Raw genomic sequence first — 25,114 nt, 5'->3', positions numbered from 1 at the left:
TGGACAGTCGTTTTCGAGGGATGAGCGGTTGAGTCGAGTGACTTTGCATCTCTGTACCTCGTTTGGATGATGATTTTTTCACGACCCTGGCATACAACGTGTACCAAAGCATTCACAGGGAGGCAAAGATGGGTAAACGATGCAGCAGAGGGGTGACGCTGGTGGAGATGTTGATGGTGTTGGTCGTGATGGGCGTTTTGGCGACCACGGTCATCCCTGGCTTCGCCCACCTCCTGCACCATACTCCACAGTCCACGCTGGGTAATCAGTTTCTGGCCGATCTGGCGCGTGCTCGCTCGGAGGCCATTCGGCGAGGCGCGCGCGTGGTGCTTTGCAAGTCCGCGGATGGAGTCGCTTGTATTGCAAGTGGGGATTGGGGGCAGGGATGGCTGGTATTCCAGGATTCCAACAACAATGGAATCAGGGAGGTAAGTGAGGATCGCATTTCGCGACTAGAGGCCCAGCCGATCGATTGGAAAATCCAAGGGACTTTTACGGGTGCTCACTTTATCTCGTACCACCCAACTGGTCGCACGATGCTGCCAACAGGCAGTTGGCAGGGCGGCACGCTGACGATCTGTCGGAGAAATGCTGCCCCAACCGAGGCGTTGGAGATCGTCATCAGCTTGTCGGGCAGACCGCGATCCCAGCGTACCCCGGTTGCTCAGTGCACCTAAGCCCAGCCTTCAGCGCTTCACCTCATCCACCAGTGCCCGAAAATCGTCGATGTCCTCGAAGCTTCGGTACACACTCGCGAAGCGGATGTAGGCCACCTTGTCGAGCTTTTTGAGCTCGCGCATGACCATTTCGCCCAGCCGTGTGGCGGGCACCTCGCGGGCGCCCAGGTTCATCAGCTTTTCTTCGATGCGTTCAATGGCGGTGTCGACCTGCTCGGTGCTGACGGGTCGTTTCCGCAAGGCCAGGGTGAAGGACGCTCGCAGTTTGCCAGGCACATAGTCGACCCGCCGGCCATCCTTTTTGACCACGGCGGGAAACGTCACGTCAGGGCGCTCGTAGGTGGTGAAGCGTTTCTCGCAATGGCCGCACTGGCGGCGACGGCGTACGAAGTCGGCTTCTTCCGATACCCGCGTCTCGACGACCTGCGTTTCCAGATGACCACAAAACGGGCACTTCATGGGATCACACCTCCGCTTGGCGCTGGCGATTCACTCCGCCTGAGGATCGACAGGACTGTCGCTCGGCCGCCCGCAGGCAGGTCCAGCCCCTTCTGGTTGCAGTGACCCGCGGAGCTGCGCGGCCGCAAGTCGCATCCGCAGGATGCGCTTGGCGAGGGGGTCACTTGTAGACCGGGAAACGCGCCGTCAGCGCATTGACTTTGGCGCGTACCGCGTCGATGTTGGCGGGGTCGCGCGGATTGTCGAGCACATCGGCGATCAGGTGGGCGGTGGCGCGAGCCTCTTCGTCCTTGAAGCCACGGGTGGTCATGGCCGGTGTACCAATGCGGACGCCGCTGGTCACCATCGGCTTTTCCGGGTCGTTGGGGATGGCGTTTTTGTTGATCGTCATGTGGGCGCTTCCCAGCACCGCCTCGGCTTCCTTGCCGGTGATGCCTTTGGCACGCAGGTCGACCAGCATGACGTGGCTTTCGGTTCGCCCGCTGACGATGCGCAGGCCGCGCTCGGTGAGCGTTTCGGCGACGATGCGTGCATTTGTCAGCACTTGCTGCTGATAAGCCTTGAATCCGGGCTGAAGAGCCTCCTTGAATGCGACCGCCTTGGCCGCGATCACGTGCATCAGGGGCCCGCCTTGCAGCCCTGGGAAGATGGCGCTGTTGATGGCTTTTTCATGCTGTGACTTCATCAGGATGATGCCGCCGCGCGGGCCGCGCAGGCTCTTGTGGGTGGTGGAGGTGACCACGTCGGCGTGCGGCACCGGGTTGGGGTAGACGCCAGCGGCGATCAGGCCAGCGTAGTGCGCCATGTCGACCAGAAAGATCGCGCCCACGTCCTTGGCTACCTTGGCGAAGCGCTCGAAGTCGATGCGCAAACTGTAGGCGGAGGCGCCAGCGATGATGAGTTTGGGCTTGGTCTCGTGCGCTTTCTTCTCCATCGCGTCGTAGTCGATGGCTTCATGGGCATCCAGACCGTAGCTGACCACGTTGAACCACTTGCCGCTCATGTTCAATGGCATGCCATGGGTGAGGTGGCCGCCTTCGGCCAGGCTCATGCCCATGATGGTGTCGCCCGGCTTGAGGAAAGCGAGGAACACTGCCTCGTTGGCCGAGGCGCCGCAATGCGGCTGCACGTTGGCGGCGTCGGCGCCAAAGAGCTCCTTGGCCCGGTCGATGGCGAGCTGCTCGGCCACGTCCACATGCTCACATCCGCCGTAGTAGCGCTTGCCGGGGTAGCCCTCGGCGTACTTGTTGGTGAGCTGCGTGCCCTGGGCCGCCATGACGGCGGGGGAGGCGTAGTTTTCGCTGGCGATCAGCTCGATGTGGTGTTCCTGGCGCGCGTTTTCGGCCTGGATGGCGGCAAACAGTTCGGGGTCGGTCTGCTCGATGAGGATGGTGCGGTCGTACATGCTGGCGGTTTTCGGTGGCGTGAAACCCTGGACGCGCACGCATGCACGGCAGGGGCTGCCCAGGCGAACGGCTGAACGCTCACGAATCACGTTGACGGAGCGGCGCGCTTCCCAGTGGTTGTCCCTGCGACGCCCCAAAGGTGGGACGCGAGGGGGGCCACGTCAACACCCCGTGCCTCAGCGGTCGCCGAGGAGGGTGCCTATCGCCAGTTGCGCACGGCCAGAGTTTATCCGACAGGGCGGGGAGTCGCTGCCCCGGGCGATTGGTGCAGCGCGGCCCGGTCGGCTTCAGGTTTGGGTCAGGACTGGAGCAGCGGCGACTGCGCGGGCACAGCCGGCTGGTTGGTCGCTTCGGCTTCGATCGCCGGTTCAATCGGCGCGGGCTTGGCTTCGGTCTCGGCCGGAGCCGTGACCGGAACGGTGGTGAACTTGGGGAAAGTCACCGGCATAGGCTTGCCCAGCGCCACGCTCTGGATGCGCAGGTGCTCGGCCATCACGCGATTCACGTACCAGCTGCCGTCGGTGGTCACCGCGCCGACGTAGAGCCGCAGTCCGCCTTCAATCGAGCCGGCGCGGCGGATGCAGTCCTGCAACACCTTCACGCCCACCCGGAGGTTGGTGACCGGGTCGAAGGCTGCGAGCTGGCCGCCGAAGTCCTCGTATTTGTCGGTGTGCACGCGGGTCAGCACCTGCATCAGGCCCTGAGCGCCCACAGGGCTCTGGGCAAAGGGGTTGAATCGCGATTCAATGGCCATGATGGCCAGGATCAGGGTCGGGTCCAGCTTGGCCTTCTCGCCGATCTCAAAGGCCTCAGCCACCAGCGCACCCAGGGGTTCGGGGGCCACGCGGTACTTGCGGCTCAGCCATGACGCCACCTTGGCCTGCTGCTGGGTCAGCTCGTGGGGCAAGGCTGCGGTGACACGGTCAACGACGGTGGGCTCGGCCTCAAAGGTCAGCACAGTGGGGTTGGTTTCTTCTTCGGTGACAGCCATGGCTTCCTGGCGCTCCATAAGCCAGCCGAGCAGCTTTTGCTCGCCGGCCAGACGCCATTCGGTGTTGAGGCTGAGGGTCACCAGGCCGACCATCAGAACCGTACCCAGCAGGGCTGCGCTGTTGTGGGTGACTGCGATGAAGCCTTGGTAGGTGTCGACCACGGTGGCACGAGCCGCGTTCAACGCGGAGCGCCTTCGTTCCCGCAAGGTAATGGGCAAGTTGATCATCAGTATTTCTCCTGGAGGCCCGGCCGACGCGATGTCCACTGGGCGGATGCAGAACGACCTCTTGGTGGCCAGAGGGTGCCGCAGGGTTCCGCGGCAGGATTCGGGTTTACCCGCAATCACAAGTTGTCGAATGGTAGGTTTGGCCAAATACGAAGTCAATGTTTTGAACGGCGTTCAAAACAACTAATGGCTATATAAGAATGGCGGTTGGGGTTGCGAAACCGAGTTCTCTAGCGCTGGCCCCAGCAACGGCGCGGTCTGCCAGCGCGTTCCGCCGTCGCCGCCGTTTGTCGCCTCCCAGGCACCGTTGACGTGGCAAAAAGCCCGAATCCCTGCGCTTGAATGGATGCGCGTTTTGTGATTGGAATTCCCCATCGACCAGCCCCGGGCCAAGGCTTGTGGGCCGGGCGCGTGCGGCGTATTCTGTGGATGCGTGTCGTGATGACTCGCATCGTCGGTCAACAGGCGAAAGCCACGTTCACCGGCAAACCTAGGGTGCAATACCTTGCGCCCCGGTTGGGGAGACATCCAACTCTCTCCGCCGACCCCCGATGGCAAGAGCAGTTTGCCCGCCATCAACCCCGGTGGGTTCAGCCCGCCGGGGTTTCTTGTTTCTGGAGCCTTGGGCCAGACATGGGTCTCGTCTGGCCGATCTGCCCCGGTTCGGCGACACTGCAGCCATGACCGCTTCGCCAGCCCAAGCGCCCCAATCTCGCCCGGCCTTGCACCGCTGGACGCGGCGCGCGCTGATCGCCATCGCCAGCCTGCTCGGGCTGTGGCTGGTCAGTTGGCTGGGTATGCCTTATCTGCTCAAGTGGCAGCTGCAGGAGCAGGGCACGGCCCAGCTGGGGCGCACCGTGACGGTCGAGCGCGTCGACTTCCGACCTTGGTCGCTGGAGTTGACCGTGCTCGGTCTGAGGGTGGCTGGTGCCAGTGGCGAGGGTGACCAGTTTCACCTCAAGCGCTTGTATATAGATGCCGAGCTGCAGTCCTTGTTGCGACTGGCGCCGGTGGTGGACGCGATCACGATCGAACAGCCGAAGATCTCCCTTCGGCATCTTGGCGAGGGCCGCTACGACATCGACGACGTCCTGCAGCGGCTGGCCCGACCCGAGCCGGCAGAGCCCAGCCAACCGACGCGCTTTGCCCTGTTCAACATTGTGGTCACCGACGGTGAGCTGCTGTTCGCCGACGACCCGGTGGGTGCCAGCCACAGGCTGGACAAGCTGAACCTGCAAGTGCCGTTTCTGAGCAACCTGCCCTCGCGCCGGGAAGTGTTCACCCAGCCACAACTCGCGTTCGAGCTCAATGACAGCCCTTTTGCCACGCGCGCCAGCACCACGCCGTTCGCCGACAGTCCACAAACTCAGGCCAGTCTGGACATCCCGTCGCTGGATTTGGCGCCCTATCTGCCCTATTGGCCGAGCGCCTGGCCGGTGCGCCCCACTGCGGGCGTGCTGCAGCTGGCCTTGACAATGTCGTTTGAGCAGCGCGAACAGCCCCAGGTGGTGCTCGCGGGCACCACCGCGCTCAACGGTTTGCGGGTGGTTCAGCGTGGCTCAGGCGAGCAGACAGCGGAGTTGCTGTCATGGGATCGGTTGGCGGTGGTGTTGAGCCGGGTCGAGCCGCTGGCGCAGCGGGTGGACATCGCCTCGGTAGAGCTCAGCGGACCAGTGGTTCGGGTGACGAGAGACGCGGCTGGCCAGATCAACCTGCAGACCGTGGCGGATGGCTGGGTCCGTGCGCTTCAGCCGCAGGCGAAGGATGCTCAGCCGGTGCCTCAAGGCTCAGCCGCGTCCGCCTGGAGCGTCCGGGTGGGAGAGGTCCTGGTCCAGGACGGGAGGGTGGACTGGGCAGATGCTGCAGTGAAACCCGCTGCGGCGCTGGCGCTGGATCAGTTGCGCGTGGCGGTGAAGGCGATCACCTGGCCCGTGCAGGCAGCCATGCCGTTTGAAATGACGGCGCTGGTGGGCACCACCACGCTCAGCGTGCAGGGCAGCGCCACCGATGCGCAGGCATCGGCGCAGATCGTGTTGGGAGACCTGCCGCTGTCGACGGTGGCACCGTACCTGGCGCAGTCCCTGGTGCCTCCCCTAAGCGGCCGAGTTGGGGCTGATGCATCGCTGCGCTGGCAGGCTGCACAGAGGGACCAGCCGATGGCGCTCATGGTGCAAGCCGAGCAGGTGGAGCTCAACGACCTGGTGCTGGGCGCCGCCCGATCCCCGCTGGCGGCCCTCAAGCAGCTGCGCGTGAGCGGTGCGACGATCGACCTGGTCGCGCAAACGGTGCAGGTAGACGCGCTGGCGCTGGACCGTCCGCGTCTGGACGTGGTGCGCGAGCCCGACGGCCGCTTTTCTCCGCAAGCCTGGTTCCCCGCCTCACAAGACGCGGCGACGCCGAGCGCTGGGGGCGCTGCTGTTGCCAAGCCCTGGGCACTGCGCATCAACGAGCTGGGCGTGAACAACGGCGACATTGGCTGGGAAGACCGGCAGCTGACCCGCCCCGCCGCCCTGCGGTTCAACGGACTGCAATTGCAGTTGAAAGACCTGCAGCCGCTGGCGAACGAGCAGCCGCTGATGCCGGTCAACCTGAAGCTGAGAATGGCGCCATCGCAGGCGGCCCAGGGAGATCCGGGGCGGCTGGATGTGCAAGGCACACTGCGCCTTCCGGCGTCTGGCAACCCGCGTGACCCCGGTCTGCAGCTCAAAGCCCAGGTGCAGGCCGAGCGGTTGCCTGTGCATGCGCTGGAACCCTATTTTGGTGACCGGCTCAACCTGGAGCTGTTGCGGGCCGACGCCAGCTACCGCGGCTCGCTCACGTTCGCCTTTCCGCCGCAAGGCATGGTGCTGGCGCTGGCTGGGGACGTGGCACTCGAGGACTTTCGCGCCAATACCTTGTCGCCCAGCGAGGATCTGCTGGCCTGGAAGGTGCTGAACCTCCGCCAGCTCGCGCTCGATCTGGTGCCAGATCAGCCGCTGCGCCTGGCGGTGGGCGAGACCGCCCTGAGCGACTACTTCGCGCGCATCATCGTCGCGGCCGACGGGCGCATCAACCTGCAAGGCCTGGTGAAAGGCAGCGAGTCCGGCATCGGTACCGCCACTGCCAGTGTGTCGGCGAGCGCCACCCCGACTGGCACGACCACGGCTGCGCTCGCTCCTATCCCGAGTGGTCCGGCGCCCGATATCCGCTTTGGGCCGATCAGCCTGGTCAATGGCAGGGTGTTCTTTTCCGACCGCTTCATCCAGCCCAACTACTCGGCCAACCTCAGCGAGCTTTCCGGTGGCATCAGCGCCTTTGCCAGCACCGCACCCTCCGCGGCGGGCACGCCGGAGCTGGCTGATCTGATGCTCAAGGGACGCGCCGAGGGCACGGCGCAGCTGGACATCAGCGGCAAGCTCAATCCGCTTGCTCGCCCACTGGCGCTCGACATCCAGGGCAAGGTGCGTGACCTGGAACTACCACCGCTGTCGCCCTACAGCGTGAAGTACGCGGGCTACGGCATCGACCGCGGCAAGCTCAGCGTGGACGTGAACTACCGCATCCAGCCCGACGGGCAACTCACCGCCAGCAACCAGATCATCCTGAACCAGCTGAGATTTGGCGACCGCGTGGACGGAAGCGATGCGCCCAACCTGCCGGTCAAGCTCGCGGTGGCCTTGCTGGCCGATCGAAGTGGCGTGATCGATATCAACTTGCCGGTCAGCGGCTCGATCAACGACCCCCAGTTCCGCATTGGGCCCATCATCTTCAAACTGATCTTCAACCTGATCGGCAAAGCCATCACCGCGCCGTTTTCCCTGCTGGCCAGTGCGCTGGGCGGTGGCGGAGATGAATTGAGCAAGGTTGACTTTGCACCCGGGCGCGCGGTGCTCGCCGACGAAGGCCGAAAGCGGCTGGATGCGGTGGCCAAAGCGCTGGGTGAAAGGCCGGCGCTGTCGCTCACGGTGGTCGGTCACAGCGACCTCGATGCCGAGCGCGCCGCCTATCAGCGCGCCCTGCTCGACCAGCAGGTGCTGGCGGAAAAGCGCCGTCGACTGGCACGAGATGGTGCGTCGATCAGCAGCACGCTGGTCGTGACACCAGCCGAGTACCCGGCACTGCTGCAGGAGGTTTACCGCAGGGCCGACGTTCCCAAGCCGCGCAATGTGATCGGCATCGCCAAAGACATTCCTCAGGCGGACATGGAAGCCTTGTTGCTGGCCGCCCAACCTGTCACGGCCGACGCCATGCGACAGCTCGCGGTGGCGCGCGGTGTGGCGGTGAAAGACTACCTGACCACCCAGGCGTTGCCCGAGGACCGGATGTTCCTGGGTGCGCCGGTGCTCAAGCGGCCTGATGACCAGTGGCAACCGCAGGCCGAGCTCAAGCTGGCGCCGCGCTAGCCCTGAACCGTGAGCGGCGCAGCCACCCTAGGTGGCAAGCGCAAAGGCGGCGACAATACCCGCTGGGCCTGCGCTGTGGCGGCGCGGGCCATGTCTCGTCTGCAGGGCCCGGCCCTGCACCCCTGGTTTTTTGTACCCACTGTTATGTCGCTGTTTTCCTTGCGCAAGTCGCCTCCTCAGTCCAACGCGTCCGATTCCGCCGCGAATCCGCCGGCCGCGGCGAAGCCGGCTGGCAGCCATCCACTCGATGCGCTCACCGGCGGCGCGTTTTCCGCGCCCACCTCTGGCGAGCGCGCCGCTCGCCTGCGCGAGTGGCTGGCCACTGATCCGGCGCTGGAGCAGATGAACGAGGTGTTCAAGGAGATGTCGCACCGCGACCGTGGCGCAGCCAAGCCGCTGAAGGAAAAGCTCGACGAACTCAAGCGACAGAAATCGCAAGAGCAGATCGCAGCCGAATGGGCCGAGAAGGCACAAGCCCTGCTAGATCACAAGCGCATGAACCTGGCCGACGCCCTGGCCTGGCAGCGCGATGCGGCCAGAGCGGGCGCGCCGCTGTCGCGCGAGCCGTTGGCCACGCTGAAGCAGTCTCTGGCCGAGCGCATCAAGGCGATCGAAGATCTGCAACACCGGGTTCAGGTCGAACGCGAGGCCGCGGTGCTGCTGGCCCAGCGCATCGAAGTGTTGTCCACCAAGTCCTGGCGCGAAGCCCAGCGCAGCGCCGACTCCTTGCTCGCCGACGTCACGCACTGGCAGCAGCAGGCCGACAGCTTGCAGAGCGACACCCAATGGCCGTGTGTGGAAACCAAGTTCCCGCCCATGGTTGAGGCCTCGCGACAGCAGCTAGCACTGGTCTGGGAAGCCTTTGAGGCGGCACTGGCGCAGGCGGTGGCAGCCGATGCGGATGTGGCCGCGCCCTTGCCCGCCGTGCCGGTGTGGTCGGACGAGCTGCGTCAGGCGCGCGGTGAACCCGCCGCTGCCGCCGCGGAAAAGCAGGCACTCAACTCGCAGGCGCAGCAAGAGCGGCGCGACCGCGTGGCCAGCGAGCTCGACAAGCTGCTGAGCGTGCTGGAACGTGAGCTGGCCGAAGGGCATGGCAAAGCCACGCCGAAGGCCGCAGCCGATGTGCGCAACCTGCTCAAGAGCCAGGGCAAGCTGGTCGGACCAGCGCTGGAAGCGCGTGCCCACGCGGCGATGTCGCAGGCCGGCGAGCTGGAAGGTTGGCAACGGTGGCGCGCCGACCAGTTGCGCGAAGAGTTGGTGGCCAAGGCCGAAGCGCTGCTCCAGGCGCCGGAAGGCCAGCGCCTGGGCGGGCGCAAGTTGCAGGAAACCCTGCGCACCCTGCGTGAGCAGTGGAAAACGACCGATCAGGGTGGGCAGCCGAACCACGCCCTCTGGAAGCGGTTCGATGAAGCCTGCAACGAGGCGCACAAGCTGGTGGAGGTCTGGCTGACCCAGGTGCGGCAACAGGCCGACCAACACAAGACGCAGCGCCTCGCACTGATCGAAGAACTCAAGACCTGGACCGCTGCGCACGCCGAGCTCGGCGACTGGAAACACCAGATGCGCGATCTGCACGCGTTTTCCGAGCGCTGGCGCCAGGCCGGACACCTGAGTGAAAAGGCCTTTGCCGAGCTGCAGCCGCTGTGGAAAGAGGCGATGCACGCCGCCCACGGCCCCTTGGAGAAGGCCCAGGCCGCCAGCCTCGCGTCTCGCCGGTCACTGATCGAAGAGGCGCAAGCCCTGGGGGCAGCGCCGCAGTTGCGCATCGACGCCGTCAAGGCGCTGCAGGCGCGCTGGCAGGCCGAGGCGCAAGCGGTGCCGCTGGACCGCAAACAAGAGCAAAAGCTCTGGGACGCTTTTCGTGAGCCGATCGATGCCGCATTTGCCCGCAAGAGCAGCGAGCGCGAGAAGGTATCGGCTTCGCTGAGCGCGCACGATCAGCGCGTGCTGGAGGCCTCACGTGCACTGGACGAGGCCAGCGCCAAGGGCGATGTGCAACAGATACGCGCGTCGATGGCTGCGCTGGAAGCAGCGCTGTCTGGCCAGGCAGAAGCGGTGCGCGCGGCCCCGGCCAGCGCACCTGCGCCGTTAGAAGCATCTGCTGAAGCAAAGTCGGAACCGACCGACGCGGCGCCCGCACCCTTCGCTGAAACCGCCCCCGAAGTGGCGAGTGATGAGACGGCCCAAGTTTCACCCGAACCCGTCAGCAAACCCGCGCCCGCACCGAAAAAAGTGGTTGCGGTGCGAGGTGACGACCGCCCCGGCCTGAAGAAAGCGGAACCGGCTGGACGGGACGCGCGTCGAAGCGACCGGCCAGGCCCCCGCCGCGACGGCGCGGCAGGGGGCTGGCGCGATGCGCGCGAGGACCGCGAGCCGCGAGGCCCACGCCTGGGCGATGCGGCGTTCCGTGCTCAGCGTCAGGCCCTTGAGGCGGCTCAGGCCAGCTTGCGCAAACTGGCTGAGCAAGCCCATGGTGAGGTGCTGACCCAGCTCATGGCCGCCTGGGAGCATCGCGATCCGCAGCAGCTGCCCAACGCTCAGGCGCTTGGAGGTCGGCTCAGTCCGGCTGCACGAGGCCAGTGGGTGGCGGCACTGTCCAAGCCAGCTGCCGCATCCCCGCCGGATGCGATGCTGCGCCTGGAAATGGCAGCCGAGGTGTCGAGCCCGGCCGATGCACTCAGCGAGCGGCGCATGCTGCAGTTGCAGTTGCTCACGCGGCGCAACGACCCCGGCCCGGCGCAGACCTGGGGCGAGGATGTGGCGCGCGTGCTGGCAGGCGGCTTCGAGGCCACGCTCGCGCGGCGTTTGCAACAGGTGCTCAAGGCGCTGCTCAAGCGCTGAGCGAACCGACGGCGGGCTCTCAGCGGCCCGGGCGGAAAAAGCCGTCGTACAGCGGCATCAGCGCCGGGAACTCGGTGGCAAAGCGCTCGCGGTTGACGAAGTAGGCCTCGCAGGTCACGGCGAAAAACTCCGCCGGGTTCGTGGCCGCGTAGGGATCTAGCCAGGGCGCTTCGCCGCCAAAGCGCTCGGCCAGCGACACGGCCTCACAGAAGATTTCAAAGGACGGTTTCATCACCGCCTGCCAGCGTGCGCGCGCCTCTGCCTCGCTGCGGGTACCGAGGAAGCCGGGTGGCAGCGGCGGCGCGCCAGCGGGGTGTTGACCAAGCTCGATGCCTCGCATGTCCATCTTGTGCACAAACTCGTGGATGACGACGTTGTGACCGGCCTCGGCACTCCCATCGGCCTGCGCCACCGCCTCCCAGCTCAGCATGATCGGGCCGCGGTCCATCGCCTCACCTGCCAGCACCTCGCGGTAGCGGTGGACCACACCGGCGCCGTCGGTCACTTCGCGCTGCGCCACCGCTGCACCGGGTTGCACCACGATACCCACAAAATCTTCGTACCAGTCCAGCGCGCGCAGCGCATCGCCGTCGGGCGAATGGCGGACGCCGCCCAGGTGCAGCAGCGGCAGACATGCTTGGGCAGCGATGGCCAGGGCGATGGCGTCGGTGATGACAAACTCGTGCGCGCCGTGAAACTCTTTTTCGGCAAGGAAGTGGGTGCAGAGCTGCCGCAGCCGGGCTTGCTCGCTTGCGCTCAGGCTGTGCAAAAAGCGGTGTTGAGTCAATGTTTTGCGCCACAGCGGCAAGGGAATTGGCGTGGGCGTACGCCAGCGGCGCGGCAGCCAGGCCTGGGCGAACTGAGGCAGCCGGGCGGCGAAGCCAGGGATCATGGGGGCGGGCGGCCAAGGCCGCTGGGGGCGGAGTCGATCAAGCCGCTCACATGGTGGCCAGATCGAGCCGATTCAAGCCCTGATCGCTCAGTCGCAGCAGATCGGCGCGAGGAGGCCGCGCGGCCAGATCCCAGTCGCTGAGCACCACACGTTGCAGGAGCGCACTCTGGCGCTCACCCAGCACATGGGTGGCCGGCCGGTGGGTGTGGCCGTGGATCAAGGTGGTGGCATCGGCTTGCTGCAACCACTGCCGTGCGGTGGCGGCGTCGACATCGGCCCACAGTGTGGGGTCTTGCCCTTGCTCGCTCTTGCGCGCCTCGCTGCGCGCACGCAACTCGCGCGCCAGAGCTTCCCGGTCGGCCAGCGGACGGTGAAGAAACGCCTGCTGCCACGCAGGGCTGCGCACCTCGGCGCGAAAGGTCTGGTAGTCCAGGTCATCCACACACAGCGCGTCGCCGTGGCTGAGCAGCCAGCGCTGCTCATGCAGCACCAATACCGTCGGGTCGGGCAAGCCAACCATGCCGGCGGCTTTCAGGGCCGCCGGGCCAAGCAGGAAGTCCCGGTTGCCTGCCATGAAGTAGGTGGGCGTGTGGTGGGCGTGTTCTTGAAGCAGGCGCATGCACTCCCGCTGAAAATGCCGCTCCGGGTGTTCATCGTCGTCGGGGTGGGGCAAGAGGGCGTCGTCGCCGACCCAGACCTCGAACAGGTCGCCGAGGATGAACAAGGCGCTGGCGCGGGTCTCGGGCGGGCGCAGCAAATAGCGCCTCCAGCCCGCGAAGGTGGCCAGGTCGCTCGCTTGCAGGTGCAGGTCAGAAAAAAAATCGACCGCTTGCCAGTGCGCGGGCGCGCGCAACTCGGCGAAGCGGTCGTCTGCCTGGTCAGGCATGAGGGGCAACGCCCCGCACCGTCAAATGGCCACAGCCTTTTCGATCACCACGTCGTCCTTGGGCACGTCGTCATGAAAACCTTTGCGCCCGGTCGGGACGCCTTCGATCTTCTTCACGATGTCGGTGCCGCCGACCACCTTGCCGAACACGGCATAGCCCCAGCCCTGTGAGCTGGGTGCAGTGTGGTTGAGGAAGCCGTTGTTGGACACGTTGATGAAGAACTGGGCGCTGGCCGAGTGCGGGTCGCTGGTGCGCGCCATGGCCACGGTGTACAGGTCGTTCTTCAGGCCGTTGTTGGCTTCGTTGTTGATCGGTGCGTCGGTGGGCTTTTGCGTCATGCCGGGCTCAAAGCCGCCGCCTTGCACCATGAAACCAGGGATGACGCGGTGGAACACCGTGTTGTCGTAGTGACCCTTGCTCACATAGGCGAGGAAGTTGGCGGTCGATAGCGGCGCCTTGTCGGCGTCGAGTTCGATGGTGATGACGCCGTGGCCGGCGATGTGCAGTTCTACTTTCGGATTGGCCATGGGTTCATTTCTCCAGTGTGGCTTTGAGGATGGTGACAGGTGTCTTGGGCACGTTCTGGTGCGGCCCCTGGTTGCCCACCGCGACGGCCCTGATCTTGTCGACCACGTCCATGCCGCTGGTGACCTTGCCGAACACCGCGTAGCCGTGTCCGTCGGGACTCGGGGCGTTGAGCGCGCTGTTGTTCACCAGGTTGATGAAGAACTGGGCAGTGGCTGAGTTGGGGTTGGGTGTGCGTGCCATGGCGATGGTGCCACGGTCGTTCTTCAGGCCGTTGCTGGCTTCCAGCGGGATCGGCGCGCGGGTGGGCTTTTGCTGCAGGTCTGCATTGAAGCCGCCTCCCTGGATCATGAAGCCGTCGATCACCCGGTGAAACACCGTGCCGTCGTAGTGCTTGTCGCGCACGTACTGCAGGAAATTCTCGACCGATTTTGGTGCCTTGTCGGGATACAGCTCGAGCACGATGTCGCCGGCTGAGGTAGCCAGCCTGACTTTGGCGACTTCGCCGCTGGCCTGAGCCGCCAGTGGCAGACCAAGCGCGAACAGGGCGCTGACAGCGGTCAGGATGAAGCGCCGAGACCAGGAAAAAGCATGCATCACACGGGTCCTTCGTAGAAAATTTTCCATTGTGCGTCTTCGCGGATCCAGTACTGGCGCTTGGTCGTACCGCGTCGTGCGCCTTCGGCCACTTCGCCAAAGGTGACCACCATGGTTTGATCCTGATCGCGCCATTGCAGCACGGACAGATCCTTGATCTGCAGCTCGCGTGAGCCCTTGGACTTGATCTCGCTCTCGACACGCGGCCACCAGTCGGCCAGCTTCTGGCCCTGAATGGTGAAACGGTCGGAGTACAGGGCTTTGAGCTGCTCGAGATCGCCAGCGCTCTTGAGCGAGCGCCAGGCCTCGAGCGATTCCTGGAACTGCTGGCGGTCCAGGTCCAGTGCTTCGGGCTGCACCCAGTGCAGCTCGGAGGCGATCACCACCGGTGTCGTGCGGATGCTGACCTTGGCCAGCAGGCTTTGCAGATCGGGGTTGGACAGCACCACGCAGCCCTCGGAGGCCTGGGGTGGGCGTGCGAACTGCTCGGACGGCGAGCCATGCAGCCAGATCCCGCTCCCAGTCTTGCCGCGCTTCAGGTCAAGGGCATTGGGGTAGTTGATCGGCAGGGCCCCGGCACCATAGAGGTCGGGCAGCTTGTTGGGGTCCAGGCTACTGGTGATGTAGTACACGCCCAAGGGCGTGCGCAAATCGCCTTCGATCAGCTTGTCGACGCCCGAGAGGCCAACCGAGATGTAGTAGTCAGCCACCAGCTTCATGCGGCTTCCCGGCTTCGTGCCTTCACCGCTGTTCGAGGCCTTCGTGTTCTCGAACAGGTACAGGCGGGAGCGCGACGCATCGACCGCGATCGCGTGCCGGCTCTGGGTGGCGAGAGTCAGGAACTGAGTCGGCACGCTGCCCTCGGGTGGTCGCTCGGTGAGGGCCATCAGGCGGCGGCGCGACTGCTCGCGCAACTCCTTGAGTTGCTCGCCTGCCGCCAGGGCTTTGGTGTCGGCGACATCGCCGAGCTGGCCGACCGGGCGGGTCTGCATGGTCAACAGGTCGCCCAGCACGAGCTGCGCCAGTTGGAAATTGGGATGGTCGCGTACCAGGGCTTCGGCTTCGCGCAACGCTTCGCGCGGTCTTGCCTGGCCGATCAGGTGGTACACGCCGATCAGCCTCGCCTCTGCACGCCCCAACTTGGGCAGGGTCTGCGCCAGCGCATCGTCAGAAATGGGTTGCGGTACCAGTCCCGACACCGAGGGGGTAGGATCGCCTTGGATCTTGGCCATGGCGCTGGTGAGCAAGGAGGGCGCTTCGGTGGTGATCGCTGCTGCCGAAGGGGCGACATCGTGCTCGGCGTCAGGCGCCAGCCAGGCGTTGACCGCCAGCGCGCCAGCGCCCATGAGCACCGCGACCAAACCCCAGGGCGCCAGCCGCTGCAGATTGGCTGGTTCCGGGGTCAGCGATGCGGTGGCAACGCCGGCGTGCCCCCGCTGAAAGAAACGTCGTCCAAGCATCAGGAGCCGGTGGCTTCCCGCACGATCAGCCAGCGTCCGCCATTGCGCACGAAATTGAGGGTCTTGCGGCTGGACACATTCAGGTTGTCCGAGCTGTAGGCTTGCAGGAACCGGGCTGTGGCAAGGTCACCGTCGACGTCCACATTGAGATCGCTCACTTCGACTTCGATGCGGTTGCGTGGCACGATGCGGGCCTTGCGATCGGCCTCCCAGCCGCTGCGGCTTTGACCACCGGCGGGCGTGAAGTTCGGTGCGTAGGCGCCGAGGTAGGCGCTGATGTTCTTGCTCGACCAAGCTTTGGCCCAGGCGGCCACGGCAGCCTGTACGTCCGCCTGCGCGTTGCCACTGCTGGCAGCTGGCGCGGGTGCCGGGGCTGGAGTTGCTGGTGCCGCAGCCACTGGTACAGCCGGTTTGACGGCTGGCACTGCCGTGGCGGCGGCGGGGGTGGCAGCCGCCGCCACGGCAGTGCCCTGAGTACCGTTGCTGAAAATGTTGCGGATCAGGCTCAGTTTGGGTGCCACCGCGGTGTTGGCGGTGTCGAGCTGCAGGGCTTTGCTGTAAGCCTGGCTGGCCAGCTTGGCGTAGACGTCACCCAGGTTTTCGTGCGCGGTGGCGTAGCTCGGGTTGGTCCGGATCGCCATTTCCAGCGCCGCGCGCGCCTTGTCGAACTGGCTCTGGCCCGCGTACAGCACGGCGAGATTGTTGTAGGGCTCGGGCAGCTCGGGAAAATCTTCCGTCAGTTTCGAAAAGGTGGCGATCGCATCGGCCGGCTTGCCGCTTTCGGTCTGGATCACGCCCTTGAGGAAGCGCATCTGCGGGTCACGGGGCTTGGTGCTCAGATATTGGTCGACTTTGCCCAGCGCTTCATTGAGCTGACCGGCGCGCACCAGGCGGTTGACTTCGGCGTATTCGTCGGCTTGAGCAAAAGCGGCCGTGCTGCCCAGCGCAGTGCACACCGCGACGCTCAGCGCGAGCTGACGCAGGCGGGGCATGAAAGAGCGGAAGCCCTGGCTGGATGGGTGCAGGATGGATGTCGGTTGCAACATAGGACCTCAAACGTCGGGCTGAGCCACATGGGCGCCTGGCAACAGGCTGTTTTTCGCTCGACACAGACCTCGGGCCGAAGCCCAGTCTGCCATCGTGCTGGCTATACTGCGGCATTGTATCTGAGGGGTCCGGGCCCACCGGGCGATTCCCCCGACAGCCACGGCCCGGGCCGCTCGCCCGCCCGGCGGCGCTGGCGCCGGCTTCGCTCCCCAGATCCGGCATCGGATCTCCACCTGTCATGACCCTTCGAATCCACAACACCCTGACGAGGCGCCTGGAGCCTTTTGAGCCGCTGGAACCCGGCCATGTGCGCATGTACGTGTGCGGCATGACGATCTACGACCTTTGCCACATCGGCCACGCGCGCATGATGATGGCGTTTGACATCGTGCAGCGCTGGCTCAAGGTCAGGGGTTACCGGGTGACCTACGTTCGCAACATCACCGACATCGACGACAAGATCATCCGTCGGGCGCTGGAGCGGGGCATCAGCCTGCGGGCCTTGACCGAGGAAATGACCGCCGCCATGCACCAGGACATCGCTGCCCTGGGGATCGAGCCGCCGACGCTGGAGCCGCGGGCCACCGAATACGTGCCGCAGATGCTGGGCCTGATTGACCGGCTTGAGGCCAGAGGCCTGGCGTATCGGGCTGAAGGCGGCGACGTGAATTTTGCGGTGCGCAAGTTCCCCGGCTACGGCAAGCTGTCGGGCAAGTCGCTCGACGATCTGCGCGCGGGCGAGCGCGTGGCGGTGGACAGCGACAAACTCGACCCGCTGGACTTCGTGCTCTGGAAGGCCGCCAAACCCGACGAGCCGGCGGAGGCGCAGTGGCCCAGCGATTACGGCCCGGGCCGCCCGGGCTGGCATATCGAATGCTCGGCCATGTGTGGCTCACTGCTGGGCGAAACCTTCGACATCCACGGTGGCGGCGCTGACCTGCAGTTTCCGCACCACGAAAACGAGATCGCGCAATCGGAAGGGGCCAATGGCCAGCCGCTGGCGCGTTTCTGGGTGCACAACGGCTTCGTGCGCGTGGACAACGAAAAGATGTCCAAGAGCCTGGGCAATTTTTTCACCATCCGTGAAGTTTTGCAGCAGTACGACGCAGAAACGCTGCGGTTCTTCATGGTGCGCACCCACTACCGCAGCCCGCTCAACTACAGCGACGCCCACCTGGACGACGCGCGCGGCGCGCTCAAGCGGCTGTACACGGCGCTGGCTTCGGTGCCACCCGCGCCGCTCGACGCGATCGACTGGTCGAACCCGTTTGCACAGCGCTTTGGTGCGGCGATGGACGAAGACTTCGGTACGCCCGACGCGGTTGCAGTGCTGTTTGAGCTGGCCAGCGAGGTCAATCGCGAAAAAGATGCGGCTTTGTCTGGTCTGCTGCGCACGCTTGGCGCCACCCTGGGTCTTCTGCAAAGCGATCCGGTGGCCTACCTGCAAGGCGGTACGGGTCTGGACGAGTCGGCTATCGCTTTGCAGATCGCTGCGCGCGCAGCTGCCAAGGTGCAGAAGAACTTCGCGGAAGCCGATCGCATCCGCCAGGCCCTGCTGGCGCAAGGCGTGGTGCTCAAAGACAGCCCGAGCGGCACCACCTGGGAGCGTGCCTGATGGTGACCGCCTCATCGCTGGACTTCGGACTGAATGCGCCCGCCTACTGGGCCGACGCCTGCAAGCACCTCATGAAGCGCGACCGCGTCATGAAAAAACTCATCCCGAAGCACGAAGGTGTGTGCCTGGAGTCGCGGGGGGACGCTTTCGTCACGCTGGCGCGCAGCATCGTCGGACAACAGATTTCGGTGAAAGCGGCGCAATCGGTCTGGGACCGTTTCCAGGTCTTGCCGCGCAAGCTGGTGCCTGCACAGGTGCTCAAGCTCAAGGTCGATGACATGCGCGCGGCGGGCCTGTCGGCGCGCAAGGTGGAGTACCTGGTCGACCTCGCCTTGCATTTCGCCAACAACCAGGTGCATGTGGATGCTTGGGGCGAGATGGATGACGAAGCCATCATTGCCGAGCTGATCGCCATCCGCGGCATCGGTCGCTGGACCGCAGAGATGTTCCTCATCTTTCACCTGATGCGACCCAATGTGCTGCCGCTGGACGATGTGGGACTGCAAAACGGTATCAGTCGCTGCTATTTTTCTGGCGAGCCGGTGAGCCGCAGCGAGATCCGCGAGGTGGCCGCTTCCTGGGCACCTTACGCCAGCGTGGCGACTTGGTATATTTGGCGCTCGCTGGACCCCACTCCCGTGTCGTATTGAACCGAAAAAGACGTCGTTGAAGAAGTCCTGGGCGACCAGGACCTAGACCCTCGGAGCCTCCAGCGCGTGTGCCGCCAGCGGGTCGCCACCAGACCACAGGAGCCTAACCTTGGCCAAAAAGAATTTTCTCGATTTCGAGCAGCCCATTGCCGAGCTGGAGGGCAAAATCGAAGAGCTGCGATACGTGCAGACCGAGTCGGCGGTCGACATCTCCGAAGAAATCGAGCAGCTCGCTGGCAAGAGCCTGCAGCTCACCAAAGACATCTACAGCAACCTCACGCCGTGGCAGATCACCAAGATCGCGCGCCACGCCGACCGGCCCTACACGCTGGACTATGTGCGCGAGTGCTTCACCCATTTCCAGGAGTTGCACGGTGATCGGCATTTTGCCGACGACCTGAGCATCGTCGGTGGTCTGGCGCGTTTCAACGGCCAGCCCTGCATGGTGCTGGGTCACCAGAAGGGGCGAGACACCAAGGAGCGCGGTCTGCGCAACTTCGGCATGACCAAGCCCGAGGGCTACCGCAAAGCCTTGAGGCTGATGAAACTGGCAGAAAAATTTGGCCTGCCGGTGTTCACGTTTGTGGACACGCCGGGCGCCTATCCTGGCATTGACGCCGAGGAGCGCGGCCAGTCCGAGGCGATCGGGCGCAACATCTTTGAGATGGCACAGCTCGAAGTGCCCATCATCTCCACCATCATCGGTGAGGGTGGCTCGGGCGGTGCACTGGCCATCTCGGTGGCCGATCAGGTGCTGATGCTGCAGTACTCGGTGTATTCGGTGATCAGCCCCGAGGGCTGTGCGTCCATTCTCTGGAAAACCAGCGACCGCGCCAGCGACGCGGCCGATGCCCTGGGCATCACGGCACACCGCCTCAAAGCGCTGGGCTTGGTGGACAAGATCGTCAACGAGCCTGTGGGCGGCGCGCAGCGCGATCACAAGCAGATGGCGGCTTTCCTGAAGCGCGCGCTGGGCGACGCTTGGCGCCAGGTGGCCGATCTTAAGACCAAGGAATTGCTGGAGCGGCGCTACGCCCGCATCAACAGCTACGGCCGCTTCAACGACACGAAGGCCGACAGCAAAGCGGACAAGCGTTGAGGTGAGCGCCGCCTTCGCGCCAGCCCATCCCGCGGCTCGCGCGCTGGATCGGTGGTGCGAACGCCACGCCGCTTCTGCGCCGCCGGGACCGGTGGCGGTGGCGTTCAGCGCTGGCGCCGATTCCACGGCCTTGCTGCTGGCCGCACACCAGCGCTGGCCCGGTCACGTGATCGGGCTGCACGTACACCACGGGCTGCAAGCCGCCGCCGACGCGTTTGAGGCGCAGGCACGCGTCGCAGGCCAGCAACTGGGCCTGCCGATCGAGGTGCGGCGAGTGGATGCCCGCGCGCAGCCGGGCCAGAGCCCAGAAGATGCGGCGCGCCAGGCGCGTTACCGCGAGCTGGCTTCGATGGCGAAAGCCGGCAAGGTTTCCTGGGTGCTGCTCGGTCACCACGCCGATGACCAGGCCGAAACCCTCATGCTGGCGCTCAGCCGGGGCGCCGGCTTGCCGGGTCTGGCGGCCATGGGCGAGGTGTTCGAGCGCGAGGGGGTGGCCTTTGGGCGTCCGCTGCTGTCGGTTCGCGCGGCCGAGCTGCGCGACGCGTTGCAGGCCACAGGCCAGACCTTTCTCGACGACCCGACCAACGCAGATCCGCGCTTCACGCGCAACCGCATCCGTGCGGAGTTGCTGCCCGCCTGGGCTGCGTGCTTTCCCGGCTTCGAAACACAGCTGGCCCGCAGCGCACGCCATGCCGCACAGGCACAGCGGCTGTTGGATGAACTGGCGGAGCTTGATCTGGCACGAACTGGCCAGCCGCCGGCGATCGCAGCGCTGCAGACGCTGAGCCGGGATCGCCAGGGCAATGCGCTGCGGCGCTGGCTTCGGCAAAGCGCCAATGCCGCGCCCAGCGCCGCACAGCTCGACGAACTGCTGGACCAGATTGCTGACTGCCGCACGCGGGGGCATCGGATCCAGATCAAGGCGGCACACGGGATGGTGAGCCGGCTGGGTGAGCGGTTGCACTTTGCCCCCCCGATATAATTTCCGGTTGCTCGCGGCCCGCCGGGTCGCCTGGTCCAGATGGAGCCCTTAGGCTCTGCCCGGCGTTCTGAAACAACCTTTTTTCTTCCGATGGCCTTGATCGTTCACAAGTACGGCGGCACCTCCATGGGGTCGACCGAACGCATCCGCAATGTGGCGCGTCGCGTCGCCAAATGGCACCGCGCCGGGCATCAGATGGTGGTGGTGCCCAGCGCCATGAGCGGGGAGACCAACCGGTTGCTGGGACTGGCGAAGGAGCTTGCACCGTCGAGTACTGGCAGCGCCTATGGGCGCGAGCTTGACATGCTGGCCGCCACTGGTGAACAGGCTTCTTCCGCACTGTTGGCGATCGCGCTGCAGGCCGAGGGTCTGGAAGCGGTGAGCTACGCCGGCTGGCAGGTACCGATCAAAACCAACAGCGCGTTCACCAAGGCGCGCATCGAATCGATCGACGACGCCCGCGTGCGCGCCGAGCTGGATGCCGGGCGCGTGGTCATCGTGACGGGTTTTCAGGGCATTGACCCCGAGGGCCACATCACAACCCTGGGCCGCGGCGGCAGCGATACCTCGGCGGTGGCGGTGGCAGCGGCGCTGAAGGCGGCCGAATGCCTGATCTACACCGACGTCGATGGCGTCTATACCACCGACCCGCGCGTGGTGCCGGAAGCGCGCCGGCTGCTGCGCGTGAGTTTTGAGGAAATGCTGGAGATGGCCAGCATGGGCAGCAAGGTGCTGCAGATCCGATCGGTGGAGTTCGCCGGCAAGTACAAGGTGCCGCTGCGTGTGCTCTCCAGCTTCACGCCCTGGGACATCGACCTGAATGAAGAAGCCGCCTCCGGCACCCTGATCACTTTTGAAGACGAGGAAGACATGGAACGAGCTGTTGTGTCCGGTATTGCGTTCAACCGCGATGAAGCCAAGATCGCTGTGCTGGGCGTGCCCGATACCCCCGGCATTGCTTACCAGATCCTCGGTACGGTGGCCGACGCCAACATCGAAGTCGATGTGATCATCCAGAACGTGAGCAAGGGTGGCCTGACCGACTTCAGCTTCACGGTGCATCGCAACGACTATCAGAAGGCGATGGACCTGCTCAAGGACAAGGTGCTGCCCAAACTGGGTGCGGCTGATGTGGTGGGAGACGCGCGCATCTGCAAGGTCAGCATCGTCGGCATCGGCATGCGCAGCCACGTGGGCGTGGCCAGCCGCATGTTCAAGTGTCTGAGCGACGAGGGCATCAACATCCAGATGATCTCCACCTCCGAGATCAAGACCTCGGTCGTGATTGACGAGAAGTACATGGAGCTTGCGGTGCGCGCCCTGCACCGGGAGTTCGACCTCGACCAGACGACCGACACCATTGCCGGCTGAGTCATCGCCTCAGCGAAGAGGCGAGGGGAGTTGAGGCATAATGCAGGGCTAATGGAGCGATGACCGAGTGGCCGAAGGTGCTCCCCTGCTAAGGGAGTATGGGGTGTAGAGCCTCATCGAGGGTTCGAATCCCTCTCGCTCCGCCAAGATTGGGTTCAGGATGTCCCACAGGATTTCCAAAGCCCCCCTGAAAGCCCCGCAGTGCGGGGCTTTTTTGCGTCTGGATGTCCCGCGCGCTCCATCGGGTTTTTCTGCCGGCCCTCCCTTCTGCTCCCCCTCTCTCGCGAGAGCGAACTGCGCCAGGTGCAGGGTCTGCCTATTGCTCATCCATCCTGAGTTGGTGACGCGAGCATGCGACGAGTGGGCTGGTTCCGGTCCTCGCGCGTGAAGCAGCCAGAAAGGCGGGCTGCGCATCAGCATGGCGAGATCGCATGCACACATGCTCAGGCTGCGCCAATCAAGCAGCCTGAACCGGGAGTCCGAGAAAATTCGCTCGCCTCACCAAGGCCGCACGGCTTGCTTCTCTTGTTCACGAGGTACCCGGCTTCGCAATGGCCCGGATCGTGCAAGCAGGACTTCCCATTTCATGGGCTGAGCTGTGGGTTGACCGTGGCGTCACCCATCAGGACCTTTGGCGATTCGGTGCCTGTACATGGGCCCGCTCGCTCGCACAGCAACGCAAGGTCAAGCCCTGAGCACCACGGGTTCCAGCGCGTCCGAAGCACCGCTGATTCGGCCAATGACCTCGGTGTGCGGGTAGCCCGCCGACTTCAGCGCCGCCACGCAGTCGCTGGCCCGTTCAGATGGCACGCTGGCCAGCAGACCGCCGGCGGTCTGCGGATCGAAAAGCAAGGGGTAGCGCGGATCGTCCACAAAGGTCTCGGCGTTGCGCAGCGCGCGGCGCAGGCGCACGTTGGCTGGCTGCAGCGAGCTGACGATGCCGGCCTGGACGCACTCTACGGCACCATCCAGCAGGGGCAGGGCGCTCAGCTGCAGTTCGGCGTCAACGCCGGAGGGACGTGTCATTTCCACCAGATGCCCGAGCAGGCCGAAGCCAGTGAGATCGGTGCAGGCGGTGGCGCCGTGGTCCCGCAGGATCTGCGCGCCGGCCTGGTTGGACACGACCATGGATTGCAGGGCCGCATCGATCCACCGACCTTTGGCTGCGTGTTTTGCATGGGCGGCGAACAGGGTGCCGGTGCCAATCGGTTTGGTGAGCAGCAACACGTCGCCCGGTTGCATGCCACCCTTGCGCATCACGCCGGTCATCTGTTCATCGATTAGGCCGTTGATGGCGAAGCCCAGAGCCAGCTCTCGGCCTTCGCCGGTGTGACCGCCCACCAGACTGCAACCGGCGGCGTTGAGTACCTCGACGGCGCCGGTCATCATCTGCAACAGCAAGTCTTCCACCTTGGCCTCCAGCCCCGGCGGCACGGTGGCGACGGCGGTAGCGGACTGCGGCTCAGCACCCATGGCGAAGATGTCTCCCAGCGCATGGTTGGCGGCGACTTTGCCGAACAGGTAAGGGTCGTCGATGAAGCTGCGGAAAAAATCCACGGTGTGCACCATTGCCTTGCCCGGCGGCACGCGCACCACGGCGGCGTCGTCCGGCGCGTGCAGACCGATCAGCACGTCGTCGCGCTCCACCGGCTGCAAGCTGCCCAGTGCGCGGCTCAGGATGCTGGCTCCCACCTTGGCGCCGCAGCCGCCGCATCGCATGGCGATGGCCGAAATCGCCTGGAGCGATTCTTCGGCGCTGAGCGCCAGGCTGGTCAGTGCGGCGGACGCGGCGGTGCCTGGCGCCATGGCGGGCAGTTCGGTGAACTGGCGCATGAAGCGCCGATCGATCCAGTCCTTCCAGGTCCAGACCCAGGCGCCCGCGAAACCCAGGGCGCCACGCGATGCCACGGCGTAGCGATCACCCGTGGAAATCAGCGCCAGCCAGCTGCGTTGAGGTGTGTAGGCCACCAGCGGCTGGCCGCGCAGGCTCAAGCGCAGATTTTTTGCCAGTGGTGGACCCATGCGAACGGCGAATACGCCCGCCTTCTCCAGCGGGCGCGTGCCGAAAGAGGCCACGTCGCCCGCCGCAAAAATCTTCGGATCGCTGACGGTTTGCAGTGTCTCGGTGACTTGAACAAAGCCCTGCGCGTCCAGCGCCAGCCCGGTTCGTTGCAGCCACTCGGGACCACTGGCCTGCGTGACCCACAGGGTCTCATCGGCGTCGAATGTGCGACCGTCTTTCGTCAAAAGACATCCGGGCAAGACCTGCGACACCTCGGCGCGGTGGTGTACGTCAATCCGACGCGTGTGCAACACGCGGGCAAAGCGCGCGCGCACCGACGGGTTGTGTGTCGGCAGGATGGTGTCGCCCGCCGTGAGCAGAACTAAGCGAAGCAGGTCGGGGCTGCGGCCTTGCTTCTGCAGCTCGTGGCGCAACCGGTGCTGCATCGACAACACCAGCTCAACGCCACCTGCTCCACCCCCGACGACAGCTATGGTCAAGGGCAGGTGCAGCCCGCGCACGCGCTCAAGCAGCCGCAGCCAGCGCTGATTGAACTGGGCGATGGGCTTGACGGGCACAGCATGCGCTTGTGCACCATCGACCTGCCGGACATTCGGCGTGGAGCCGGTGTTGATGGACAGCAGGTCGTACGGCACCGACGGTCGACCTTCCACCATCACGCGCTGTTGGGCTCGGTCCAGGCCGCTGACTCTGCCGTGGATGAAGCGCGCTCCGGCAAACGAGGCCAGACGGCCCAGGTCGATGTGCACATCGTCAAAACGGTAGTGGCCCGAGATATACCCCGGCAACATGCCAGAGTAGGGCGTGTCGATGTCGGTGCAGATCAGGGTGATGCGAAGACCCGGTTCTGGCTGCATGGCCAGCATGCGCAGCACGACCACGTGGCTGTGGCCGCCACCCACCAGGACCAGGTCGCGCAGGATGGGTTGTTCCGGAGATTGCATGAGGAGTCGGGAGGGGCGGGACCCCAGCGGAGGACAGT

18 protein-coding genes, 1 tRNA gene and 1 riboswitch are annotated in these 25,114 nt (G+C 65.1%); of the genes, 9 read left to right on the top strand and 10 right to left on the bottom strand.

Annotated features, from left to right (window positions below; translation table 11 throughout):
- The first annotated feature begins 62 nt into the window (after positions 1-62).
- A complete protein-coding gene (locus QUV25_RS09760; protein ID WP_300863455.1) occupies positions 63-677 on the top strand; it encodes a GspH/FimT family pseudopilin in 615 nt (204 codons plus the stop codon).
- A gap of 9 nt (positions 678-686) precedes the next feature.
- On the opposite strand, the gene nrdR is transcribed toward QUV25_RS09760, so the two are convergent.
- The 3 genes from nrdR to QUV25_RS09745 form a co-directional block, all read right to left on the bottom strand.
- A complete protein-coding gene (gene nrdR, locus QUV25_RS09755; RefSeq protein WP_300863453.1) occupies positions 687-1,136 on the bottom strand; it encodes a transcriptional regulator NrdR in 450 nt (149 codons plus the stop codon).
- Between the two features lie 160 nt (positions 1,137-1,296).
- Positions 1,297-2,541 (bottom strand): serine hydroxymethyltransferase, encoded by a 1,245-nt coding sequence (glyA, locus tag QUV25_RS09750; protein WP_300863451.1) that lies wholly within the window; start codon positions 2,539-2,541, stop codon positions 1,297-1,299.
- A 50-nt stretch (positions 2,542-2,591) separates the two neighbouring features.
- Positions 2,592-2,765, bottom strand: a riboswitch (ZMP/ZTP riboswitch).
- A gap of 75 nt (positions 2,766-2,840) precedes the next feature.
- On the bottom strand, positions 2,841-3,761 hold the full coding sequence (locus tag QUV25_RS09745; protein ID WP_300863449.1) for a lytic transglycosylase domain-containing protein: 921 nt from the start codon (positions 3,759-3,761) through the stop codon (positions 2,841-2,843).
- A gap of 680 nt (positions 3,762-4,441) precedes the next feature.
- On the opposite strand from QUV25_RS09745, the gene QUV25_RS09740 reads away from it, so the two are divergent.
- On the top strand, positions 4,442-8,143 hold the full coding sequence (locus QUV25_RS09740; protein WP_300863448.1) for a DUF748 domain-containing protein: 3,702 nt from the start codon (positions 4,442-4,444) through the stop codon (positions 8,141-8,143).
- Between the two features lie 90 nt (positions 8,144-8,233).
- Positions 8,234-10,984 (top strand): DUF349 domain-containing protein, encoded by a 2,751-nt coding sequence (locus QUV25_RS09735; RefSeq protein WP_300863447.1) that lies wholly within the window; start codon positions 8,234-8,236, stop codon positions 10,982-10,984.
- A 19-nt stretch (positions 10,985-11,003) separates the two neighbouring features.
- Here QUV25_RS09735 and QUV25_RS09730 read toward each other — a convergent pair whose 3' ends face one another.
- From QUV25_RS09730 to QUV25_RS09705, 6 genes are read right to left on the bottom strand one after another with little or no spacing between them, the layout of a single operon-like run.
- Positions 11,004-11,876 (bottom strand): M90 family metallopeptidase, encoded by an 873-nt coding sequence (locus QUV25_RS09730; protein WP_300863446.1) that lies wholly within the window; start codon positions 11,874-11,876, stop codon positions 11,004-11,006.
- A gap of 46 nt (positions 11,877-11,922) precedes the next feature.
- On the bottom strand, positions 11,923-12,762 hold the full coding sequence (locus QUV25_RS09725; protein WP_300863444.1) for a UDP-2,3-diacylglucosamine diphosphatase: 840 nt from the start codon (positions 12,760-12,762) through the stop codon (positions 11,923-11,925).
- A gap of 21 nt (positions 12,763-12,783) precedes the next feature.
- Complete coding sequence (locus QUV25_RS09720) at positions 12,784-13,290, bottom strand: peptidylprolyl isomerase (protein WP_300863443.1); 507 nt, start codon at positions 13,288-13,290, stop codon at positions 12,784-12,786.
- A 4-nt stretch (positions 13,291-13,294) separates the two neighbouring features.
- Entirely contained in the window at positions 13,295-13,885 is a 591-nt protein-coding gene (locus QUV25_RS09715) for a peptidylprolyl isomerase (RefSeq protein ID WP_300863442.1), read from the bottom strand.
- A complete protein-coding gene (locus tag QUV25_RS09710) occupies positions 13,885-15,345 on the bottom strand; it encodes a L,D-transpeptidase family protein (RefSeq protein WP_300863441.1) in 1,461 nt (486 codons plus the stop codon). The genes QUV25_RS09715 and QUV25_RS09710 overlap by 1 nt, the downstream gene beginning before the upstream one ends.
- Entirely contained in the window at positions 15,345-16,391 is a 1,047-nt protein-coding gene (locus tag QUV25_RS09705) for a tetratricopeptide repeat protein (protein WP_300863440.1), read from the bottom strand. Before QUV25_RS09705 ends, QUV25_RS09710 begins: the two co-directional genes overlap by 1 nt.
- A 239-nt stretch (positions 16,392-16,630) precedes the next feature.
- Here QUV25_RS09705 and cysS point away from each other — a divergent pair, with 239 nt between their 5' ends.
- From cysS to QUV25_RS09675, 6 genes are all read left to right on the top strand, one after another.
- Positions 16,631-18,007, top strand: coding sequence for a cysteine--tRNA ligase (cysS, locus tag QUV25_RS09700; protein ID WP_300863439.1), 1,377 nt, complete (start codon positions 16,631-16,633; stop codon positions 18,005-18,007).
- A complete protein-coding gene (locus QUV25_RS09695; RefSeq protein ID WP_300863438.1) occupies positions 18,007-18,657 on the top strand; it encodes a DNA-3-methyladenine glycosylase 2 family protein in 651 nt (216 codons plus the stop codon). Before cysS ends, QUV25_RS09695 begins: the two co-directional genes overlap by 1 nt.
- Before the next feature lie 109 nt (positions 18,658-18,766).
- Positions 18,767-19,756, top strand: a complete 990-nt coding sequence (locus tag QUV25_RS09690; protein ID WP_300863437.1) for an acetyl-CoA carboxylase carboxyltransferase subunit alpha — start codon at positions 18,767-18,769, stop codon at positions 19,754-19,756.
- Positions 19,757-19,799: 43 nt separating this feature from the next.
- Positions 19,800-20,738 (top strand): tRNA lysidine(34) synthetase TilS, encoded by a 939-nt coding sequence (gene tilS / locus QUV25_RS09685; RefSeq protein WP_300863582.1) that lies wholly within the window; start codon positions 19,800-19,802, stop codon positions 20,736-20,738.
- A 90-nt stretch (positions 20,739-20,828) separates the two neighbouring features.
- On the top strand, positions 20,829-22,109 hold the full coding sequence (locus QUV25_RS09680; protein WP_300863435.1) for an aspartate kinase: 1,281 nt from the start codon (positions 20,829-20,831) through the stop codon (positions 22,107-22,109).
- A gap of 53 nt (positions 22,110-22,162) precedes the next feature.
- Positions 22,163-22,255, top strand: a tRNA-Ser gene (locus tag QUV25_RS09675).
- 538 nt (positions 22,256-22,793) lie between these two features.
- On the opposite strand, the gene selD is transcribed toward QUV25_RS09675, so the two are convergent.
- Positions 22,794-25,076 carry a selenide, water dikinase SelD gene (gene selD, locus QUV25_RS09670; protein ID WP_300863434.1) on the bottom strand — a complete coding sequence of 761 codons (2,283 nt, stop codon included), beginning with the start codon at positions 25,074-25,076 and terminating at the stop codon, positions 22,794-22,796.
- Between the last annotated feature and the right edge of the window lie 38 nt (positions 25,077-25,114).

Origin of the sequence: Hydrogenophaga sp., from assembly GCF_030373245.1 — a bacterium.
Lineage (GTDB): Bacteria > Pseudomonadota > Gammaproteobacteria > Burkholderiales > Burkholderiaceae_C > Hydrogenophaga.
Note: the sequence above shows the minus strand (reverse complement) of the source record. Positions and strands in the feature narration are given on the sequence as shown.

Bases quoted from the DNA above. Each gene is read 5' to 3' on its own strand.
- nrdR (WP_300863453.1), bottom strand. From the start codon at position 1,136: ATGAAGTGCCCGTTTTGTGGTCATCTGGAAACGCAGGTCGTCGAGACG.
- glyA (WP_300863451.1), bottom strand. From the start codon at position 2,541: ATGTACGACCGCACCATCCTCATCGAGCAGACCGACCCCGAACTGTTT.
- QUV25_RS09745 (WP_300863449.1), bottom strand. From the start codon at position 3,761: ATGATCAACTTGCCCATTACCTTGCGGGAACGAAGGCGCTCCGCGTTG.
- QUV25_RS09740 (WP_300863448.1), top strand. From the start codon at position 4,442: ATGACCGCTTCGCCAGCCCAAGCGCCCCAATCTCGCCCGGCCTTGCAC.
- QUV25_RS09735 (WP_300863447.1), top strand. From the start codon at position 8,234: ATGTCTCGTCTGCAGGGCCCGGCCCTGCACCCCTGGTTTTTTGTACCC.
- QUV25_RS09730 (WP_300863446.1), bottom strand. From the start codon at position 11,876: ATGATCCCTGGCTTCGCCGCCCGGCTGCCTCAGTTCGCCCAGGCCTGG.
- QUV25_RS09725 (WP_300863444.1), bottom strand. From the start codon at position 12,762: ATGCCTGACCAGGCAGACGACCGCTTCGCCGAGTTGCGCGCGCCCGCG.
- QUV25_RS09720 (WP_300863443.1), bottom strand. From the start codon at position 13,290: ATGGCCAATCCGAAAGTAGAACTGCACATCGCCGGCCACGGCGTCATC.
- QUV25_RS09715 (WP_300863442.1), bottom strand. From the start codon at position 13,885: ATGCATGCTTTTTCCTGGTCTCGGCGCTTCATCCTGACCGCTGTCAGC.
- QUV25_RS09710 (WP_300863441.1), bottom strand. From the start codon at position 15,345: ATGCTTGGACGACGTTTCTTTCAGCGGGGGCACGCCGGCGTTGCCACC.
- QUV25_RS09705 (WP_300863440.1), bottom strand. From the start codon at position 16,391: ATGTTGCAACCGACATCCATCCTGCACCCATCCAGCCAGGGCTTCCGC.
- cysS (WP_300863439.1), top strand. From the start codon at position 16,631: ATGACCCTTCGAATCCACAACACCCTGACGAGGCGCCTGGAGCCTTTT.
- QUV25_RS09695 (WP_300863438.1), top strand. From the start codon at position 18,007: ATGGTGACCGCCTCATCGCTGGACTTCGGACTGAATGCGCCCGCCTAC.
- QUV25_RS09680 (WP_300863435.1), top strand. From the start codon at position 20,829: ATGGCCTTGATCGTTCACAAGTACGGCGGCACCTCCATGGGGTCGACC.
- selD (WP_300863434.1), bottom strand. From the start codon at position 25,076: ATGCAATCTCCGGAACAACCCATCCTGCGCGACCTGGTCCTGGTGGGT.